The sequence below is a fragment of the Massilia oculi genome (assembly GCF_003143515.1).
Lineage (GTDB): Bacteria > Pseudomonadota > Gammaproteobacteria > Burkholderiales > Burkholderiaceae_D > Telluria > Telluria oculi.
The window spans coordinates 612415-631915 of sequence record NZ_CP029343.1; the positions used below are offsets into that span (position 1 = coordinate 612415).

Annotated in this window: 11 protein-coding genes, 5 tRNA genes and 2 pseudogenes; 11 read left to right on the forward strand and 7 right to left on the reverse strand. The window is 67.2% G+C overall.

Annotation, left to right across the window (positions count from 1 at the left end; genetic code table 11):
• Positions 1-8 precede the first annotated feature (8 nt).
• On the reverse strand, positions 9-3920 hold the full coding sequence (locus DIR46_RS02790; RefSeq protein ID WP_229446467.1) for a sensor histidine kinase: 3912 nt from the start codon (positions 3918-3920) through the stop codon (positions 9-11).
• A 94-nt stretch (positions 3921-4014) separates the two neighbouring features.
• Here DIR46_RS02790 and DIR46_RS02795 point away from each other — a divergent pair.
• The 7 genes from DIR46_RS02795 (at position 4015) to DIR46_RS02825 (ending at position 6619) form a co-directional block, all read left to right on the forward strand.
• Positions 4015-4090, forward strand: a tRNA-Arg gene (locus tag DIR46_RS02795).
• A gap of 145 nt (positions 4091-4235) precedes the next feature.
• Positions 4236-4312 (forward strand) — tRNA-Arg (locus tag DIR46_RS02800).
• Positions 4313-4391: 79 nt separating this feature from the next.
• Positions 4392-5039: an NUDIX hydrolase gene (locus DIR46_RS02805; RefSeq protein ID WP_109343891.1), complete on the forward strand. Its 648-nt coding sequence runs from the start codon at positions 4392-4394 to the stop codon at positions 5037-5039.
• A 56-nt stretch (positions 5040-5095) separates the two neighbouring features.
• A tRNA-Arg gene (locus tag DIR46_RS02810) sits at positions 5096-5172 on the forward strand.
• 174 nt (positions 5173-5346) lie between these two features.
• Positions 5347-5423: transfer RNA gene (locus DIR46_RS02815), tRNA-Arg, on the forward strand.
• 164 nt (positions 5424-5587) lie between these two features.
• Positions 5588-5664: transfer RNA gene (locus DIR46_RS02820), tRNA-Arg, on the forward strand.
• 409 nt (positions 5665-6073) lie between these two features.
• Positions 6074-6619, forward strand: coding sequence for an FxDxF family PEP-CTERM protein (locus tag DIR46_RS02825; protein WP_109343892.1), 546 nt, complete (start codon positions 6074-6076; stop codon positions 6617-6619).
• A 75-nt stretch (positions 6620-6694) separates the two neighbouring features.
• On the opposite strand, the gene DIR46_RS02830 is transcribed toward DIR46_RS02825, so the two are convergent.
• Genes DIR46_RS02830 through DIR46_RS02845 form a run of 4 tightly spaced genes read right to left on the reverse strand, consistent with a single transcriptional unit; the run spans position 6695 to position 11141 of the window.
• Positions 6695-8590 (reverse strand): sensor histidine kinase, YfiR-like protein-associated, encoded by a 1896-nt coding sequence (locus DIR46_RS02830; protein ID WP_162819400.1) that lies wholly within the window; start codon positions 8588-8590, stop codon positions 6695-6697.
• Between the two features lie 31 nt (positions 8591-8621).
• On the reverse strand, positions 8622-9173 hold the full coding sequence (locus DIR46_RS02835; RefSeq protein ID WP_162819401.1) for a TOL_0243 family YfiR-like periplasmic protein: 552 nt from the start codon (positions 9171-9173) through the stop codon (positions 8622-8624).
• Between the two features lie 16 nt (positions 9174-9189).
• The gene (locus tag DIR46_RS02840) at positions 9190-10491 is read right to left on the reverse strand and encodes a TonB-dependent receptor plug domain-containing protein (RefSeq protein WP_109343895.1); all 1302 of its coding nucleotides are present in this window, start codon (positions 10489-10491) and stop codon (positions 9190-9192) included.
• On the reverse strand, positions 10392-11141 hold the full coding sequence (locus DIR46_RS02845) for a TonB-dependent receptor plug domain-containing protein (protein ID WP_162819402.1): 750 nt from the start codon (positions 11139-11141) through the stop codon (positions 10392-10394). The genes DIR46_RS02840 and DIR46_RS02845 overlap by 100 nt, the downstream gene beginning before the upstream one ends.
• A gap of 393 nt (positions 11142-11534) precedes the next feature.
• Between DIR46_RS02845 and DIR46_RS02850 the strand changes: the two genes are divergently transcribed.
• The 3 genes from DIR46_RS02850 (at position 11535) to DIR46_RS02860 (ending at position 16791) form a co-directional block, all read left to right on the forward strand.
• Positions 11535-12380 carry a response regulator gene (locus DIR46_RS02850; RefSeq protein ID WP_109343897.1) on the forward strand — a complete coding sequence of 282 codons (846 nt, stop codon included), beginning with the start codon at positions 11535-11537 and terminating at the stop codon, positions 12378-12380.
• 138 nt (positions 12381-12518) lie between these two features.
• Positions 12519-15575 carry an ATP-binding protein gene (locus DIR46_RS02855; RefSeq protein WP_109343898.1) on the forward strand — a complete coding sequence of 1019 codons (3057 nt, stop codon included), beginning with the start codon at positions 12519-12521 and terminating at the stop codon, positions 15573-15575.
• 199 nt (positions 15576-15774) lie between these two features.
• A complete protein-coding gene (locus DIR46_RS02860) occupies positions 15775-16791 on the forward strand; it encodes a GGDEF domain-containing response regulator (protein ID WP_109343899.1) in 1017 nt (338 codons plus the stop codon).
• An 85-nt stretch (positions 16792-16876) separates the two neighbouring features.
• On the opposite strand, the pseudogene DIR46_RS02865 reads toward DIR46_RS02860, so the two are convergent.
• Both DIR46_RS02865 and DIR46_RS02870 read right to left on the reverse strand, forming a co-directional pair.
• A pseudogene (locus DIR46_RS02865) lies at positions 16877-17095 on the reverse strand (IS1595 family transposase); the annotation flags it as partial.
• Between the two features lie 186 nt (positions 17096-17281).
• Positions 17282-17701: a hypothetical protein gene (locus DIR46_RS02870; protein WP_109343900.1), complete on the reverse strand. Its 420-nt coding sequence runs from the start codon at positions 17699-17701 to the stop codon at positions 17282-17284.
• A 224-nt stretch (positions 17702-17925) separates the two neighbouring features.
• Here DIR46_RS02870 and DIR46_RS02875 point away from each other — a divergent pair.
• Positions 17926-19488: pseudogene (locus tag DIR46_RS02875) on the forward strand (ATP-binding response regulator); the annotation flags it as partial.
• Between the last annotated feature and the right edge of the window lie 13 nt (positions 19489-19501).

Here is a 19501-nt window from a genome sequence, read left to right on the forward strand (position 1 = left end):
CGCCTTTCTTACCCTTGCTCAGGCGCATCCGGGGCCCGCAGCGGCAAGTCGAGCACGAACAGCGTGCCGGCCCCTGGCGTGCTTTCGACCCGGATCGTCCCGCCCAAGAGGCTCGTGACGATGTTGTAGACGATGTTCAGGCCCAGCCCGGTTCCGCCCTGCCCCATGCGGGTGGTGAAGAAGGGATCGAAGATGCGGCCGAGATGGGCCGCCTCGATGCCGTGGCCATCGTCGCGGAAGGTGATGGTCACCCGGCCGTCGTGTGGCGCGGCGCCGATCGTCATCGTGCCGCCCGGCCCGTCGAACGCATGCAGCATGGCGTTGTTGACGAAGTTGATCAGGACCTGGCCCAGCGGGCCGGGGAATCCATCCATCACGATCCCGGCCGGCACGTCGAGCAGCAGGCGGTGTTCGGCCAGGCGCACCGTGTTCATCAGGGTCGCCACGATTTCGTGGACGGCCTGGGCCAGGTCGAAGCGGCGGCGCTGGGCGCTGGCCTGGTCCACCGAGACCTGGCGGAAGCTGCTCACCAGTTCGGCCGCGTTGTGCAGGCTGCGCACGATGAGCTCCGATGCCTCTTTGGACGCCGCCATATAGTCTTCCAGGTCGGAGCGCTTGAGCGTGGCCTGCGCGAAGCGCGCCGCCACCGCGCTGGTGCGCTCCTGCAGGGTGCTGGCCATCAGCAGGCTGTTGCCGATCGGGGTATTGAGTTCGTGCGCCACGCCCGCCACCAGCGAACCGAGCGAGGCCAGTTTCTCTTGCGCCGCCAGCTGGGCCTGGGTTTCCTTGAGGCGGTGATAGGCTTCGGCATTGTCCATCGCCACGCCGACGTAGGCGGCCAGGGTGCCGAGCATGTCGAGATGGACCTGGCCGTAGGCGCCGGGCTGGCGGCTCTGGACCGTCACCGCTCCCAGCACCCGCTCGCCCACCGTCACCGGCACGCACAGCAGCGAGCGCGGCGCCTGGACGGCGGACTCCGAGACCGCCACCGCGTCCAGCGGGTCGCCCGCCTGCGCCAGCCACGCAGGTAGTTCGACCTGCAGCTCGGCCTGCACGTCGACCAGCAGGTATTCGCGGCCCTCGGCCACGCAGCGCGACAGCAGGTGGCGCGCCGGATCGAAGCGCAGCTCGCGCGGCGCCATGCGCCGCCCGACCACCATCGCATATGGCAGCTCGAGCGTCTCGCGCTCGGGGTGCCACAGCGCGACCGCGAACACCGGCGCGTCCATCAGCGCCACCACGTGCTGGTAGAGCGTGCTCATGATGGCCTCGTTGTCCAGGTTCGCGGTCAGCACCCGGCCCATGTCGGACAGCAGCGCGATATTGCGGTGCGCCCGCTCGACCGATTCCTTCTGGCGCTCGACCTCGCGCTTGTCGCGTTCGGCCGCTTCCTTCTGCAGCAGCAGTTCCGCGGTGCGGGCATGGACTTCGCGCGCCAGCAGCCCTTTCTGCTCCACCAGCGCGTGCACCCGCAGCCGGTAGGCCAGGTAGGACAGCGCCAGCGCCACGGCCGCCCCCAGCGTGCGGAACCACCAGGTCTTCCAGTATGGCGGCGTGATCGTGATCGCCAGCGTGGCGGCGTCCTGGCTCCACAGGCCGTCCTTGTTGCTGGCCCTGACCCGGAACACGTAGCGCCCCGGATCGAGGTTGGTATAGGTCGCGAAACGCCGGCTGGCGTTGGTGTCCACCCAGCCCTGGTCGAAACCTTCGAGCCGGTAGGCATAGCGGTTGCCGTCCGGGTCGGCGTAGTGCAGCGCCGCGAATTCGACCGTGAACACCGTGTCGCGGTACGACAGCGTGATCTCGCGCCGCGTCGGCAGGTCGGGGATGGACCGGCTCTTGTTCAATACCAGCAGGTCGGTGATCGCGACCGCCGGCGGGAACGGGTTATCGCGCACTTCGGCGGGCTGGAACGAGGTCATGCCGTTGATGCCGCCGAAATGCAGCTGGCCGTTGACGCCGCGCCAGGCGGAGCCGACGAAATAGGAACCGTCGATCAGGCCGTCCTTGGCCGTATAGCTCTTGGTCTGGCCGCCCACCGGATCGACCCGCGTGATCCCGGCCGTGGTGCTGACCCACAGGGTGCCGTCGTCGTCCTCGAGGATGGCGCCGACCGACGACCCCTCACGGGCATGATCGAAAGGATAGAAGCGGAACCAGGTGCGCTCGCCGTCGCGCATCATGCGGTGCAGCCCGCCGGCGGTGCCGACCCACAGCTCGCCCGAGCGCGACTCGTGCAGGTAGTTGACGCGGCTGTGGCGCAAGGTGCCCGGATCGGCCGGGTCGTTGCGAAAGCGGGTGAAGGTGTCGGTGGCGCGATCGAAACGTTCCAGGCCCGATTCGGTACCGATCCACAGGATGCCGTGGCGGTCTTCCAGCAGCGCACGGCCATAATTGTCGCCCAGGCTGGTGGGATCGAGCGGATCGTTGCGCCAGCTGCGCGTGGTCTCGGCCCCCGGCGCCAGCGCCGACAGGCCGTCGCGCGTCGTCACCCACAAGGTGCCGTCGCGGCCGGCGCGGATCGCCTGCACATGGCTGGCGTTCGGTCCGGGCCCCAGCGCCACCCGGCCCATGCGCCCATCCGGCATGCGCCACAGCAGGCCGGTAGGGGTGCCGATCCACAGCCGGCCACGGGCGCTGGCGAGCGCGGTCACCCTGTCGCCCAGCAGCGCGCCACGCACACGGCTGGCCTGGCGGGTGACGGGGTCGAGCAGCATCAGGCCATCGCTGACGGTGCCGACCCACAGGCGGCCGGCGCCGTCGCCGGCGATGGCGCGTACCCGCGCGCGGCCGATGCCCTCGGTGTCGCCATAGCGCGCGAAGCCGCCGCTGGCCAGGTCGGTGCGGTTGATGCCGCCGAAATAAGTGCCGACCCACAGCGTGCCCGTGCGGTCGACCAGCACCGCCGGCACCTGGTTGTCGGACAGGCTGTGCGGGTCCTGGGCCGCGTTGCGGTAGCTGATGAAGCGGCCGCTGGAGGGGTCGAGCCATTTGAGGCCGTCGGTCTCGGTGCCGACCCACAGCTGGGCTCCGCTGTCATGGTACAGGGTCTTGATGTGCACGTCGCCGAGGCCCTCGGCCGCGCCCATGCGCCGGCGCTGCGGCTCTCCTTCGTCCAGGCGCCAGGCTTCGAGCCCGGACGCGGTGCCGACCCACAGCGTGTCGCGCGGACCCATCGACAGCGCGAGCACGGTATTGCGTCTGGCGTCGGCCAGGGGCGCGAGCGCAAAATGTGCAAAGCGGCCGCCGCCCGGATCCATCCGGTCCAGGCCGGCCGCCGTGCCCACCCACAGCGCGCCCGCGTTGTCGAAGGCAAGCGCATTGACGCGATCGTCGCGCAGGCTGGCGCGATCCTCGGGGTCGTGCACATAGCTCCGGTGCCGGCCGGTGGCCGGATCGAAACGCACCACGCCGTCGGTGGTCGCCAGCCACAGCGCGCCATCCGGTCCCGGCACGATGGCCACCACCGAGCGCAGCACACTGCGCCCTTCATCGGCCAGCGTATGGCGCTGGAAGCGGCCGGTGGCCGGGTCGTGGCGCGCGAGCCCGCCCTTGGTGCCGAACCACAGCTGGCCCTGGGGATCCTCGTAGGAGGCGGACACGAAGTTGTCGGGGATGCTGCCCGGATCGTTGGTGTCGTTGCGGTACACGGTCATCCGGTAGCCGTCGAAACGGTGCAGCCCGGCCTGGGTGCCGAACCAGATAAAACCCTGGCGGTCCTGCAGGATATTCATGACCGAATGCTGGGACAGGCCGTCGTCGACCGACAACCGTTCGAAACGCAGGCTGCGCTGGGCGGCGCCCGCGTCGTTCGACAGGCTCGCGGCGAGCACGCCCAGGACGCCCAGCAACAACAGGAACACGTAGCGACACGACGTGGCGCGGACAGTGGCGAAACCCGGCATGGCAATCCAATTCATTGAGCTGCCATCAAATCTACCAGAGGAGTTTGCTTAGGTGAAATATTTTGAGTCTTCCAGAACGGACAAGCCGCTGCTATAATGCGTGCCTCGGGCGGCTGTAGCTCAGCTGGATAGAGTACTTGGCTACGAACCAAGGGTCGTGGGTTCGATTCCTGCCAGCCGCACCAGAAAATACGAAGGGCCAGATCGCGAGATCTGGCCCTTTTCCGTTATCGACCGGGGATGATCGGGGACGATTTTCCCGGCCCGTCACGCTCTTCGGCAATGAACCTTTGCCAAGACGCTCGCCTCCCGCTATAATGCCTGCATTGGGCGGCTGTAGCTCAGCTGGATAGAGTACTTGGCTACGAACCAAGGGGTCGTGGGTTCGATTCCTGCCAGCCGCACCAACCTTCTTCAGATAAGGGCACTTCGCAAGAAGTGCCCTTATTGCTTTCGGCCCGCATTTTTGCTTCAGCCACTCTCCCCATGAACGACGCCACCGTCCATCATCCGCAGCCCGACGAGCACGGCAAGCCGGTACCGATTGCCCGGCCGTCGCTGCCGACCGCACCCGATACCTGGAACGACCCGGCGCGGGTCGCGACCGTCATCCCGCTCGGCGCCCTGCCCCCGATGCTGAACGGCGTGCCGTTCGCGCCGTGGATCGACGCGCCCGCCACGAATGCCGCATGGAGCGAGGTCGCCGGCCAGGCCGATATCGCCGAACCGGCCTTCGACCTGCCGCCATCGAGATCCCCGGCGGCCGGGGTCGTGATCGTGGAAGACGATGGCCGCGTGTGGGCGGTATCGCCGTCGAACCGTTTCGGCGGGTATGACGCCACCTTTCCCAAGGGCCGGGTCGATCCCAGGGTCAGCCTGCAAGCCACCGCGATCCGCGAAGCGTTCGAGGAGTCCGGCCTGCGGGTCGAGATCCTCGCTCATCTGGTCGACAGCGCGCGTACGCTGACCTATACCCGCTACTACCTGGCGCGCCGGATCGGCGGCAATCCGGCCTTGATGGGATGGGAAAGCCAGGCCGTGCACCTGGTCCCGCAGGCGGATTTGCCTGCACTGCTGGGCAATCCCAACGATCGGGCGGTCATTGAGGCGCTGATGCGATCAATGAAGAAATAAATTTCCTGATAACCCTTTGCCAAGACGAGTAGGCATCGCTATAATGCGTGCCTCGGGCGGCTGTAGCTCAGCTGGATAGAGTACTTGGCTACGAACCAAGGGGTCGTGGGTTCGATTCCTGCCAGCCGCACCAACTGTTTCAAAGAGAATGGTTCAGAAGAAATTCTGAGCCATTTTTCTTTTCAGCGATCCGGGGTTCGTGCGAGACGCCTGGTTCCAGGCGACAACCAACGGACAGGACTGCCGGCCAGGCAATGCAATCAGCACTTTGCCAACTCGCCACATGCCGCTATAATGCGTGCCTCGGGCGGCTGTAGCTCAGCTGGATAGAGTACTTGGCTACGAACCAAGGGGTCGTGGGTTCGATTCCTGCCAGCCGCACCAACTGTTTTAAAGAGAATGGCTCAGAAGAAATTCTGAGCCATTTTTCTTTTCCGGCCTGGGCATGACTGTCCGCGGAGTCGGAATGCCGTGCTGCCCGCCCCATCATCACCCCGATCAGCACGACTTTGCCAACTGACCACATGCTGCTATAATGCGTCCCTCGGGCGGCTGTAGCTCAGCTGGATAGAGTACTTGGCTACGAACCAAGGGGTCGTGGGTTCGATTCCTGCCAGCCGCACCAACTGTTTCAAAGAGAATGGCTCAGAAGAAATTCTGAGCCATTTTTCTTTTCCGCTCTCCACAATGCGCCAGAGCTATTGGCGCTCATCCCTTACGCCTTGTTCAGCCGTGCACCCACGCTGTCAACGGCCTCTACGCCGGAGAAGATCAATAGTTGACGTAGGATTTCCCCTACATATGTCGAGCACACTTCCGGCGTTTTCTTCTCTACAACACAAGATGGCTGCGCTCTCCTATGACGGCCCGGTCGCTCCCTATCGCGCCAGCAACTAGTTGGCCGCTGAGAACATATTTCTTGTTCCATAAGCACACGATCGCCGGGGATGCATTTATTTGCTCTTTTGTTAGCATGAAGTTCCGGTCTCTCAACCAAGGCTGCAGGTCGCGGCTGATTCTAAGCGAGGAAAGACATGAAACGATCTCTCATTGCTGCAATGGTACTGGCTGGCGCGTCGTCGTTCGGTTCTTCCGCCGTGATGGCGCAGGACATCGGCGACTCGCCGCAAGCCCTGGACCTGGTCGATCTCACCGCCTATTTCGGCGACACCTTTGCCGCCGATAACGCAGGCAGCACCTTCGCCGACCAGTTCACCTTCACGATCGCGAGCACGATCGGCCACAACCTCGACGCGGTCGTCGCGTCAGGCAGCCGCAGCGGCGACGTCGGCCTCGACATCACGGGTCTTGCCTTGTACGGCGCCGACGACGTACTCATCACGGCGGGCGAGGAAGTGCAAGCGGGCGCCGTCGACCTGTGGACCCTCGCCAGCGACAACCTGGGTGTCGGCGATTATTACCTGCAGGTGAGCGGCGAACTGCTGTCGGCCGACGGCGCCAGCTTTGGCGGCGCGGTGGCGCTGGCGCCGGTGCCCGAGCCCGGCACCTACGGGATGATGCTGGGCGGCCTGGGCATGCTGGGTTTCCTGGCCCACCGCCGCCGCGCGAAGCAGGACTGACGCCCCCGCCAACCTGCCGCAAGTAAAAAAACGGAAGCGCGTTCGGCGCTTCCGTTTTTTATGTGCACTGCCCTTTTACGTGCGCAGCTTCTTGACGACGCTGCGCGTGCCCAGGATTTCCTCGATCTGCTCGAAGCGCACCGGCTTGACCATGTGGTGGTCGAAGCCGGCCTCGAAGGCCAGCTGCCGGTCTTTTTCCTGGCCCCAGCCGGTCACCGCGATCAGCACCGTCAGGGCGCCGGTCGGCAGCTTGCGGATGCCGCGCGCCAGGTCGTAGCCCGACATATGCGGCAGGCCGATGTCGAGGAAGGCATAGTCGGGGCAGAAGCGGGCCGCCGCGGCCAGCGCGTCCGGACCGTTGTGGGTGATCACCACGCTGTGGCCCATCGCGGTGAGCAAGGCGCCGATGCTGTTGACGAAGTCCACATTGTCGTCTGCCAGCAGGATGCGATAGCTTTCGGTGCTGATGAAGGCGGCCGGAGTCGGCTTGGTCGGCGGCTCGGGCTCGACCACGATCGGCAGGCGCACCAGGAAGCGGCTGCCCAGGCCCAGGCCCTCGCTGTGGGCGGTGATGGTGCCGCCGTGCAGCTCGACCAGCTTGCGCGCCAGCGACAGGCCCACGCCCAGGCCGGCATTGCTGCGTTCCAGGGTCGAATCGACCTGCACGAACATCTCGAACACCGAATCGAGCATGTCCGGCGCCAGGCCGATGCCGGTGTCGGCGACTTCGAGCACCAGGGTCTTGTCCTCCACCGCGCCCCTGAGCATCACCTTGCCGCCGCGGTTGGTGTACTTGGCGGCGTTGTTGAGCAGGTTCGACAGGATCTGCGCCAGGCGCGTGGCGTCGCCGTGCAGGAATACCGGACGGTCCGGCAGCTCCAGCACCAGCTCGTGCCCATGCAGCTCGATGTACGAACGCACCACCTCCAGGGCGTCGTTGACGACGGCCTTCAGTTCGACGCGCCCCATCTTGATGGTGAACTTGCCGGTATTGATGCGCGAGACGTCCAGCAGGTCGTCCACCAGGCGCACCATCTGGCGCAGCTGGCGTTCCATGATGTCGGTGGCGCGCTGGGTGGCCTGGGCGTCGCCGCTGCGGATGCGCAGGATGTCCAGGCCGGTGCGGATCGGCGCCAGCGGGTTGCGCAGCTCGTGCGCCAGGGTGGCCAGGAATTCGTCCTTGCGGCGGTCGGCCACGATCAGGGCGCCTTCGGCGCGCTGGCGCACTTCCATCTCGTGTTCGAGCGTGCGGTTGGCCGCCTGCAGCGCGTCCGAGCGGCGGCCGATCTCGGCCAGCATGTCGTTGAAGGCTTCGACCAGCACGCCGATCTCGCCCTTCTCCCTGCCCGGCACCCGGAGTGAAAAATCGCGGCGCAGCATCACCTGGCGGGCGACGTCGGTCACCGCCTCCAGCGGACGCGTGATCGAGGCCTGCAGGCGCGACGCCACCAGGGCCGCGATCACCAGGGCGCCCAGCAGCACGCCGCCCAGGATGGCGCCATAGCTCAGGGCCCGATCCAGCACGCCGTAGCGCGAACGCAGGTAGACGGTGCCGATCCGTTCGCCGTTCTCGACGATGTCGCGGTACAGCACGACTTCGCCGCGTTCGATCCGGTAGCCGGCCGGCTCCGGCCGCTCCGGCAACCGGGCGCGCACGTCGGGCCGCACATAGGTGGCGAAACGGGTGCCGTTGGCGGTATAGACCGCGGCCGCCACGATCTGCGGACGCACGCGCAGCAGGGTCAGGCTCTGGGTGACGTCGGCCGTATCGTTGAACGAGACCGCTGGCGCGGTCACGCTGGCGACGATGTCGGCCTGGGTGGTGAGGTCGTCGATCCAGTAGCGCTGGAAGGTGCGCAGGTCGAGCAGCAGCATCGCCACGCCGGCGGTGAGCAGGGCCACCACCGTGGTCGCCACCGCCATCAGGATCAGTTTGCTCCGAACGGAACCGGTATCGTGCATTGGCATCATGAGGCTCCTTTCTGCACGCGGTTCGCGACCGTCAGCAGGCGCGAACTGAGCTTCCATTCTTTTTTTCCGCCGCATCGAGCGAGACGTCGAAACGGACGCGCTCATCGACGATCGTAAAATTGATCACGCTGCCGTGCTGCAGGCAGCCTTCGCATTCGGTCACGGTCAGCCAGGCCGGCGATGCGCGCAGCAGGCGCGCCGTGCGCGCCTCGTCCTGGCCGGCCACGAACAGCAGGTGCGCGGGCCGGGCCAGGTCTTGCTCGCGCAGCGCGCGCACGACGATCGTGCGCCCCGCCACCATGCGCCCGGTGGCGATCCGCGTCAGTTCGGCCGCCATGTCGTCGGCGCCGAACACGCCCAGGGTGAGGGGCGTGGCCGCGTCGGCGAAGGCCTGCGGCGGAAAATCGGCGTAACCGAGGAATTTATACAGGAAAGCCGCCTTCACGCGCCGCTCGAGCGCCGGCGCCGCGGCCTGGGCGGCCACCGGCAGCAGGGGCGCGCCGGCGCCGGCCAGCAGCAGGGGCAGCGCCAGGGCCCGGCAGGCCAGGCGGCGCTGCGGGCGTTCAGGTTGAGTGATAGTCATGGATTCCATTGGCCAGTCAAAAACGCAGCGCCGCACTGGCGAACACCGTCCGCTCGATCAGCTGGCGGCTGCCGGCCGCGCCGAATTCGGCGTGGCGTCGGTGCAGCAGGTTACGCCCGACAAGGGCGATCTCGAGATCGGGGCGCACCTGCCACGCCAACCGCGCGTCGAGCTCATGATAGCTTGGCAGGGCCGCCTGTGGCATACCGTCGACGTAACGGAGCGCCAGATCGGCCCGCAGGCGCGCGCCCAGGTCGTGCGCGCTGCGCACGGTCCAGGTCAGACGCGGGTCGTTGCCAGCAAGAAAACTCAGGCCGGTGGTGTCGCGGCTGGCCGGCTCGCGCCCGACGTCCACGTCCTGCAACACCGCGCCCGCATGCAGGCGCCAGCCGCGCGCGGCCTGCCAACTGGCCCACAGCTCGACGCCGCGCAGCGCGCCCTTGCCCAGGCTTTGCAGGACATAGGCGACCGGCGAGGCGGCCGGCGGATTGTTGCCAGCCTGCGCCCGCTCCAGCGACCGCAGGCGTTCGAAATCCGTATAGAAGGCGGTGGCCGACCATGACAGCGAAGGCAGGGGCTGGGCACGGTAGCCCAGCTCGGCCACGCGCGCCGTCTCCGCCACCACGTCCGCGCCGCCCCCGACCAGATAGGCGTCGGGATCGCGCGGGTCGATGACGTAGAAATCGCGGTCGATGCGCGACGGCGCGCGCACCGTGCGCGACAGCGCCGCCCACAGCATCGAACGCGCATCGACGTCCCATGCCAGGCGCAGGCTGGGCAGCACCTCGCTGCCGGTATAGACATTGTGTTCGATGCGCACGCCGGCGCTCGCGCGCACGTCCTGGGCCAGCTTGACTTCATCCTGCACGAACAGGTGCGACCAGCGCAGGCTGCGGCGCGCCGGCGTGAAGCGCAGCAAGGGGCCGTTGTCGATCCGGTCGCGGCTGTAGCGATAGCCGCCGCCCCAGGCCAGCTGGTGGCCGCCCAGGCGCAGCAGGTGCTGGGCCTCGACGTCGAACGTGTCCAGGCGCTGGGCGCCGACACCCTGCTGGTCGCGCCGCGAATGGTCGAGCCAGGCCTGCAGCCGCACGCTCCCGTTCCCGTCCAGCCGATGCTCGACCCGTCCCAGCAGGTTGGCGCCGGAGGTCTCGATGCGCGGCTGGTCGCCGCCGGCGCGCAGGCGGCCATCGTGCACGTCGCCGCTGAACGTGACATCGGTCACGTCGGCCTCCCAGTCGAGACGGAAACCCGCCTGCTGGCGCCGCAGGGCGCCCCCGTCCGCTCCGTTCCCATCGAGCGCGAGCCCGTCGACGTCCATGCCCGCGCATAGGCGCGCCAGTGCGGCCCACCCTCGAGCTGGCCGCCATAGCGCACGCTCGCCCCCTTTTCGCCGGCGCCGGCACGCGCGCTCGCCAGGCCGCCATGGGTCTGGGCGGCACTGCGGGTGATGACGTTGATGACGCCGTTGACGGCATTCGTGCCCCAGGCCGTGCCGCCCGGGCCGCTGATCACTTCGATGCGCTCCACGTCTTCGAGCGCCAGGTCCTGCATTTCCCAGAACACGCCGGAAAACAGCGGCGAGTACACGCTGCGGCCATCGACCATCACCAGCAGCTTGTTGGCCAGCGGCGAGAGGAAGCCGCGCGCGCTGACCGCATACGAGCCGGCGCCGATGCGCGCCACCTGCAGGTTGGGCGCCAGGCGCAGCGCCTCGGGCAAGGTGGTGGCGCCGGAACGGGCGATCTCGGCGCCCTGGATCACGTAGACCGAGGCCGGCGCGCGCGCCAGCGCTTCGTCCTGGCGCGAGACCGAGGTCACCACGATGTCGGAGAGCTGTTCAAGGGAGTAGTCGGCAAGCGGTACGGCCGGTTCCACCGGCGGGTCGACCGGACGCGCGTGCGCCTGCACCGCACAGGCGCAGGACAACAGCGCGACACCGGCGCGAGCGAGCAACGAAGAAGATGACATAGTTGCCATCCTAGAACATTTTCTCGCACGCACCAAGTGCGCGCACGCTACAGTGTGCACTTGACAATCCCCTTGGGATATTTATTAAGGCTATGACTGGTATTGGAAATATAAATTGGACTGATTTGACGCAATGCAGCATCATTCACCTGTCTCCTCTATTCTCTTCCTAGGAAATAGATTCAGCCCGCCTCTCACGATGCGGGCTTTTTTTTTGCTCCACCCAATGCTGGCAGCCACTCCCCCGCGACAGCGGCCTCACCGGAGCGCCGAACATTTGTGTTGGTTAGTTACTTTATTTCCGTTGCGTGGCTGCGCACGCTTGTCAAAGCAGGCAACGGCCTTTTGGTGTAGGATGCCGGCCATATTTTCGTTTTTACAACAAGCTTGCCCATGCCCGACCTCGACACCTCCGCCCGGAGCACCGCATCCTACGACTGGTCGGCGACCGCGCTGGGCGACGCTGCCCGCTGGCCGCTGCCGCTCCGGCTCTGCAGCGATCTGCTGCTCAATTCTCCGCTGCCCACCCTGCTGGTCTGGGGCACCGAGACGATCACGGTGTTCAACGAGGCCTATGCGCTGCTGGCCGGTCCCGGCTACGGCCGTGTGCCTGGCGGTTCGGTGCCGCCGGTATTGCCGCCCCCGCTGGCGGCGGCCGGCAAGGCCCTCGAGGCTGCGTGGCGCGGCGAAGCCGGCGTGGTGCAGGATGCCCCCCTCACCTTCCGCCGTCTCGACGGCAGCCAGGAGTCGCGCTTCGACCTGCGCCTGACCCCGCTGCGCGACGAGACCGGCGCGGTGCGCGGCGTGCAGGTGGCGCTGGCCCCGGCCACCGCGGCGCCGGCCGCAGCGCAGGAAGAAGAAGCCGGCGGCGGCGCCATGCGCATCCTGGTGGTCGAGGACAACGTCGACTCCCAGTACCTGGTGTGCGAGATGCTCAAGGCCTTCGGCCACGAGGCCGACGGCGTGGCCCATCCCGACGATGCCCTGGCCCTGCTCGCCCGCCAGCGCTACGACGTGCTGTTCTCGGACGTCAGCCTGCCCGGCATGTCGGGCGTCGACCTGGCCACCCGCGCCATCGCGGACGATCCGTCGCTGCGCGTGATCTTTGCTTCCGGCTACGGCGACACCCTGCTGCGCCACCTGTCGTTCCCCTACCAGTCGCTGCAAAAGCCCTACGAGATCGACCAGCTGCAGGACGCCCTGTCCAGGGTCGCGCGGCGGCCGGGCAAGTCCGGCTGAACGACACCGCAGGAAACGCCGTGAAGCGTTTGAAACGCGACCGGCGCCAGCCGCGCATCAAGCGTGTGTGTCAGACCGGCTTGTCTGGTCTACAATGAAACACATCCTGCCCGGTCTCGGGCGTTCCGCAACCCCGGCATGAACACTCCCTCCGACCTTTCCAGCAGCAACCCCTGCCACGTGTCCGAACAAGACCTGGCGGCCACCCGGCAAGAGCTGCAGCGCGCCAACGAGCGCATGGAAAACATGCTCGAAAGCCTCACCGACGGCTTTTGCGCGGTCGATCGCGACTGGAACATCACCTATATCAATGGCCGCGCGCTGCAGATGGTGGCGCCGCTCAACAAGAGCCGCGACAGCCTGGTCGGGCGCCGGCTGTGGGATGAATTCGAAGACCTGCACGGCACCTCGGTCGCCGCCGACTGCCGGCGCGCCATGGAGCAGCGGATCACCGTCAACAAGGAGTTCTTCTACCGCCGCCTGCAATGCTGGCTCGACATGCGGGTCTACCCCTCACCCGACGGCCTGACCCTGTACTTCCAGGACATCTCGGCGCGCAAGCTCGACCAGCAAGCCCTGATCGCCAACAACAACCGGCTGCAGCTCGCCATCGCGGCCGGCCGCCTGGGCGACTGGCGCTGGGACGCTGCCAGCGACCGCGTCACCTTCGGCGCGCGCGCGGCCGAGATTCTCGGCCTGCCCGAAGGCGTGGCGCTCGAGTGGCCGCTGCTGCGTGCCCGCCTGGCCCAGGACGACCGGCCGCGGGTGCGGCGCGCCGTGCTCGAAGCTTTCTCGCAAGGCAAGGACCTCGACCTCGAATGCCGCCTGCTGCCGCGCGACGGCCACGCCGGCGGCGCGCCAAGCGGCCAGGCCGCCGCACGCTGCGTGGCCCTGGTCGGCCGCCCCGACTATGCCAGCCCGGCCGAGGGCGGCGGCGTGCTGGGCATGACCGGCATGGCCCAGGACATCAGCGCCCGGCGCGAGGCCGACGACCACCTGCGCCAGAGCGAGGAAGAACTGCGCGCGCTGGCCAACACCATCCCGCAGCTGGCCTGGATGGCCGACCCCAGCGGCGCCATCGTCTGGTTCAACCAGCGCTGGTACGAATACACCGGCATCACCCCGAGCGAATCCACCGGCTGGGGCTGGAAAGCGGTGTACGACCCGGCGGTGCTGCCGGCCGTGCTCGAGCACTGGGACGAATCGGTGCGCACCGGCGCGCCGTTCGAGATGGAGTTCCCGATCCGCGGCGCCGACGGCAACTTCCGCTGGTTCCTGACCCGGGTCGAGGCCGTGCACGACCGCGACGGCCGCGTGGTGCGCTGGTTCGGCACCAATACCGACGTCGACCAGGTCAAACGCGCCGAGCAGGCGCTGCGCGAAGAATCGCACGTGCTCGAGCTGCTCAACAGCACCGGCACGATCCTGGCCTCGACCCGCGACCTGCGCTCGCTGATGCAGGCCGCCACCGACGCCGCCGCCGGCGTCTGCGGGGCCCGTTTCGGCGCCTTCTTCCACCATGGAGAGCGCGGCGCGGGCACCCTGTTCTCGCTGTACACGCTGTCGGGCGCCACTTCGGCCGAATTCCAGGATTTCGCGGAGCCGGGCGCCAGCGCCCTGTTCGGTCCGGGGCTGCGCGCCGACGGCCTGGTACGGATAGGCGACCTCCGCCATGACCCGCTGCTTGCGGACAAGGCGTCCCGGTTCGGCCTCCCGGCCGGCCATCCACCGGTGCGCAGCTACCTGTCGGTGCCGGTCACGGCGCGCTCGGGCGAGCTGCTCGGCACGATGTTCTTCGGCCACCCCGAACCCGGCGTGTTCACCGAACGCAGCGAGCGCATCGTCAGCGGCATCGCGGCCCAGGCCGCGATTGCGATCGACAATATCCACCTGGTGGAAGCCGCCAGCCGCGCGGCCGAGGAGCGCAAGGTGCTGCTCGAGAACGAGCGCGAGGCGCGCGCCGAGGCCGAGCGCACCAGCCAGATGAAGGACGAATTCCTGGCCACCCTGTCGCACGAGCTGAGGACGCCCTTGTCGGCCATCCTCGGCTGGTCGCAGGTGCTGCGCCGCGGCAGCCGCGACGGCGCCGACCTGCAGCGCGGCCTGTCGACCATCGAGCGCAATGCGCGCGCCCAGGCCCAGCTGATCGAAGACCTGCTCGACATGAGCCGCATCACCTCGGGCAAGGTGCTGCTCGACATGCAGACCGTCGCGCCGGCCGGCTTCATCGACGCCGCCATCGAGACCGTGCGCCCGGCGGCCGACGCCAAGGGCATCCGCATCGAGCGCCACTACGGCGCGGACGTGCCGGCGGTGGCGGGCGACCCGGGCCGGCTGCAGCAGGTGATCTGGAACCTGCTGTCGAACGCGATCAAGTTCACGCCGCGCGACGGCCTGGTCACGATCGAGGTCGGCCGGCACGAGGAGCAGGTCGCAATCACGATCCGCGACAACGGCGCCGGCATCGGTCCCGAATTCATCACCCACGTGTTCGAACGTTTCCGCCAGGCCGACGCCTCGATGACGCGCACCCACGGCGGCCTGGGACTGGGCCTGTCGATCGTCAAGCACCTGGTCGAGCAGCACGGCGGCACGGTGAGCGCCGAAAGCGCCGGGGTCGGCCAGGGCGCCAGCTTCACCATCGAGCTGCCGGTGGCCAAGACCCCGCCGCGCTCCCTCGACGCGGCCCGTGCCCGGATGATCCGCGAATCGCCGGCCCAGCCCGCCGATGCCGACCTCGCCGCCCAGGCGGCCGACGGCGCGATCCGCGATCTGCGCGGCACCTCGGTGCTGGTGGTCGACGACGACCGCGATGCGCGCGAGCTGATCGCCCGCATCCTGGCCGATTGCCAGGCCAGCGTGCGCCTGGCCGCCAGCGCGCGCGAGGCCTTCGAGATGCTGCGGACCGCGCCGCCCGACCTCCTGATCAGCGACCTAGGAATGCCCGAGGTCGACGGCCTGGAACTGCTGTCCTGGGTGCGGGCGCTGCCGCGCGAGGCGGGTGGGCAGGTCGCCGCCATCGCCCTGACCGCCTTCGCCCGCTCCGAAGACCGGCTCAAGGCGCTGGAAGCGGGCTTTTCGGCCCATGTCTCGAAACCGGTCGAGCAGACCGAGCTGATGGCCGCGATCGGTATGGTGACCGCGCCGCCGGTGGCGCCACTGCTCAGTGGAGGAACGCGCACCGGCGACCGTTGAGCGAGGGCCAGTGATGACGGTCCAATGAGGCTGAGCCAATGAAGCGCAGTCGTTGTCGGCCGGTCGTTCATGTTCCTACCCTCGCACGCGGCGCTGTCCTACAAGAAATTTTGAGCTGTTTGCTAGACTAAGTAGTGATGGGTTCAAGCCCGATTCCACCCAGAAGGGAATCCGCTCCGTACGAAGAGAAGAGAAAAGCATGCCGAGCAGACAAGACATTTTGAACGCGAAGATCCTGGTAGTGGACGATTCGCCCGACAATATCGAACTGATGGAAGAGATATTGCGCGAAGAAGGCTACACCTGCGTCAGCTCGACTATGCTGCCGGAACAGGTCTGCCCGCTCCACCGCGAGCATAACTATGACCTGATCCTGCTCGACCTGCAGATGCCGGGCCTGAATGGTTTCCAGGTGATGAAGGGCCTCAAGGAGATCGAGCAAGGCGGCTACCTGCCGGTGCTGGCCCTGACCGCCCAGCCGAGTTTCAAGATCGCCGCGCTCGAAGCCGGCGCCCGCGACTTCATCAGCAAGCCCTTCGACCTTCTCGAAGTGCACAAGCGCATCCACAATATGCTGGAGGTGCGGCTGCTATACAGGGAGCTGGCCCAATATTCGAAAGCCCAGCAGGAACTGGCCCTGCACGACGCCCTCACCGGCCTGCCCAACCGGCGCCTGCTCGAAGACCGCATCGAAACGGCCCTGCAGCACGCCAACCGCAGCCACGCCAAGGCCGCCGTCATGTACCTCGACCTGGATGGCTTCAAGGCGATCAACGACACCTACGGCCATGCCTATGGCGACGACATCTTCAAGATGGTGTCCCAGCGCCTGCTGTCGAGCTCGCGCAAGGAAGACACCGTGGCGCGCCTCGGCGGCGACGAATTCATGGTGGTGCTGGGCGACATCCACAGCCTGGCCGACGCCCAGGGCCCGGCCTCGAAACTGGTCGAGGCGCTGTCCGAGCCCTTCTTCATCAACGACCTCACCCTGCGGCTGTCGACCTCGATCGGCATCAGCATCTATCCGGACGATGCCGAATCGGTCGATGCGCTGATCAATATTGCCGACTACGCGCTGTACGAGGCCAAGCGCGCCGGCAAGAACCGCTTCTGCTCGCCGGCGGCGAACCGCCAGGCGGCCGCCAAGACCTCGGCGGCGCCGAGCCAGGCCGCAGGACCGAATACGTCGGTGGAGCTGGCAGCGCAGCATCGCTGACACGCCGACCGTCCAGCAAGGCCGCCAAGGCCCGGCTCCTGCATCGGCGGGATACCGGGCTTTTACTTTGGCGCTATGGGCATCAGCAGCGAAAGCGTTGCAGGTCGTTGGCCTGGCCGTGCCGGTGGCATCGCGTGCAGCCGCAACCCGGGCAGCAGCGCCCCGTTGACCGGATCTCGCCAATGAGGGCAACCACCCGGTCGAGCCTGGCTGCCGGATGCAGGGCGGCAAGCACCTGCTGTCGCTGAGGCTGGTTCAACAACGCAAGCTGGTCAAACAGCTTCTCGAACTGCGGCGCCTTCATTGTGCCCTCCCGGTCGACGACCGGGATTGGACCGCGGGTCAGCACAGCAGTTCAATGCTCATCCACATCTAACGAGTACAGCGCCTTTACTTTCGCGGGAAGGCGCGTCCGGCGACCGCAGGCCCCAATGCAAACAGGCCATACGGCGGATGCCGCATGGCCTGTCATTGATTCGAATGAAAAGAATCAGCGTTTATCTTCCACCGGACAGTCGCGAATCTTGCTCTTTTCCTCGATCGACTGCGCGTGCTGGTGGTCATGGCCCGCGTCGACCATGTCCGGCGCCACCTCGATGCGTGTGATGCCGGCGTCGACCGAAATCGGGTCGCTGGCCGGGAACGTCATCTCGACCGCATCGTCGAGCAGCGTTTCCTCGGCCTTTTCCTTGTTGGAAAGGCCCTCGCAGCCGGAGAGCGCATTGATGGCGATCGCGTAGCGGATGACCTCCAGGTTCGCCAGGTCGCCGATCGTCTTCACGCCCAGCGTGTCGGCCAGCGCGGCGGCCTGCTGCTCGCCGATGCCGCGCAGCGCCGATAAAGGCGCGTCGCTCAACTCACGGAAAGTTTTGCCATGGAATTGTTGGTTTACGATGGTGTCGATATTCATCTTGTGTCCTTTCTTGTAGGCCCCCGTCCTCCAGCGAACCGGTTCGATCCCACTATGGCACAGGCCCGTACCGACGTATGTGCGGCATCGAACATCGTCACCTGCCGCACGATTGATTTATTTGCCAAGTGGCACTTATGTCACATGCTATGATGGCGCGTTTTGCAAGGTATTTACTCGAACATAACTATAAGTCTAGAATCCTTTGTCTGGCGAGCACAGCAATGTTGACCGAATCCCTCGTGGCGAACAGCGATAAACCCAAGATCCTGGTGGTCAACGACGACCCCGCCAGCCTGCTGGCGCTGACGAGCCTGCTCGACGGTCGCGCCGACGAGGGCAACTACACCGTGCTGTCGGCCCGCTCCGGCCAGGAAGCCTTGCGCCAGGTGCTGCTGCACGATTTCGCCGTGATCCTGCTCGACGTGAACATGCCCGGCATGGACGGCTTCGAAACCGCGGAGGCGATCCACCAGCGCCCGCGATCGGCCGACATCCCGATCATTTTCGTCACCGCCTTCCTGGCCGACGAGATCGATCGCCTCAAGGCTTACCAGCGCGGCGCCGCCGACTTCCTGTTCACCCCGGTCATCCCGCAGATCCTGCACGCCAAGGTGTCGGTCTTCGTCACTCTGGCGATGAAGAACGAACAGCTCAAGCGCCAGGCCGAGAAGCTGTCGCAGCACGCCTCGGAGCTGACGGCCACCAATCGGCGCCTGGTGCGCGAGATGGAAGAACGGCGCGCCGCCGAGAGAAAAAGCCACGCCAAGGACGAGTTCCTGGCCATGCTGGGCCACGAGCTGCGCAATCCGCTGTCGGCGATCACCAGCGCCTCGGGCCTGATCGGCCTGCCCGGCGCCGCGCCCGACACGGTGGCGCGCGCCCGCGCCATCATCCAGCGCCAGAGCCAGCACCTGTCGCGCATCGTCGACGACCTGCTCGACCTGTCGCGCGCGATGTCGGGCAAGATCCTGCTGGCGCGCCAGGCCACCGACCTGTCCAGGCTGGTGGCCAGCTGCCTGGAAACCTTCCGCGCCACCGGCCGCACGAGCGGTTACCGCATCGCGGTCGACCTGGCCGCTGGCTGGGTCGACGGCGACCCTACCCGGCTGGAACAGATCGTGTCGAACCTGCTGGACAACGCGCTGAAATACACGCCGAGCGGCGGCGCCATCGACATCGCCCTGGCGCGCGCCGGCGACGAGGTCGTGCTCAGCGTGCGCGACTCGGGCGTCGGCATCCCGCCCGAACTGCTGCCGCAGGTGTTCGACGTGTTCGTGCAGGGCGCGATCTCGATCGACCGCTCGCAGGGCGGCTTGGGGATCGGCCTGTCTCTGGTGCGGCGCCTGGTCGAGCTGCACGGCGGCAGCGTGGCCGCCGACAGCGCCGGCGCCGGGCTCGGCTCCAGCTTCACGATCCGTCTTCCGAGCGCCGACCTGGCGCAATCGACCGGCGCGGCCGAACCTTGCGCGCCGGCGGTGGCGCCGCCGCTGGACACCGGCAAACCGTCGGTGCTGCTGATCGAAGACAATGAAGACGGGCGCGAGATGATGGCGACCATGCTGGCCGCCCATGGCTACCCGGTGTACCAGGCCGCCGACGGCCTGCAGGGCGTGGGCCAGGCGCATGCCTGCCGACCCGACGCCGCGCTGGTCGACATCGGCCTGCCCGGCATCGATGGCTACGAGGTGGCGCGGCGCCTGCGCGCCGATCCGGCCACGCGCGCGATCCGCCTGATCGCCGTGACCGGCTATGGCCTGCCGGACGACCAGCGGCGCGTCATGGAAGCCGGTTTCGACC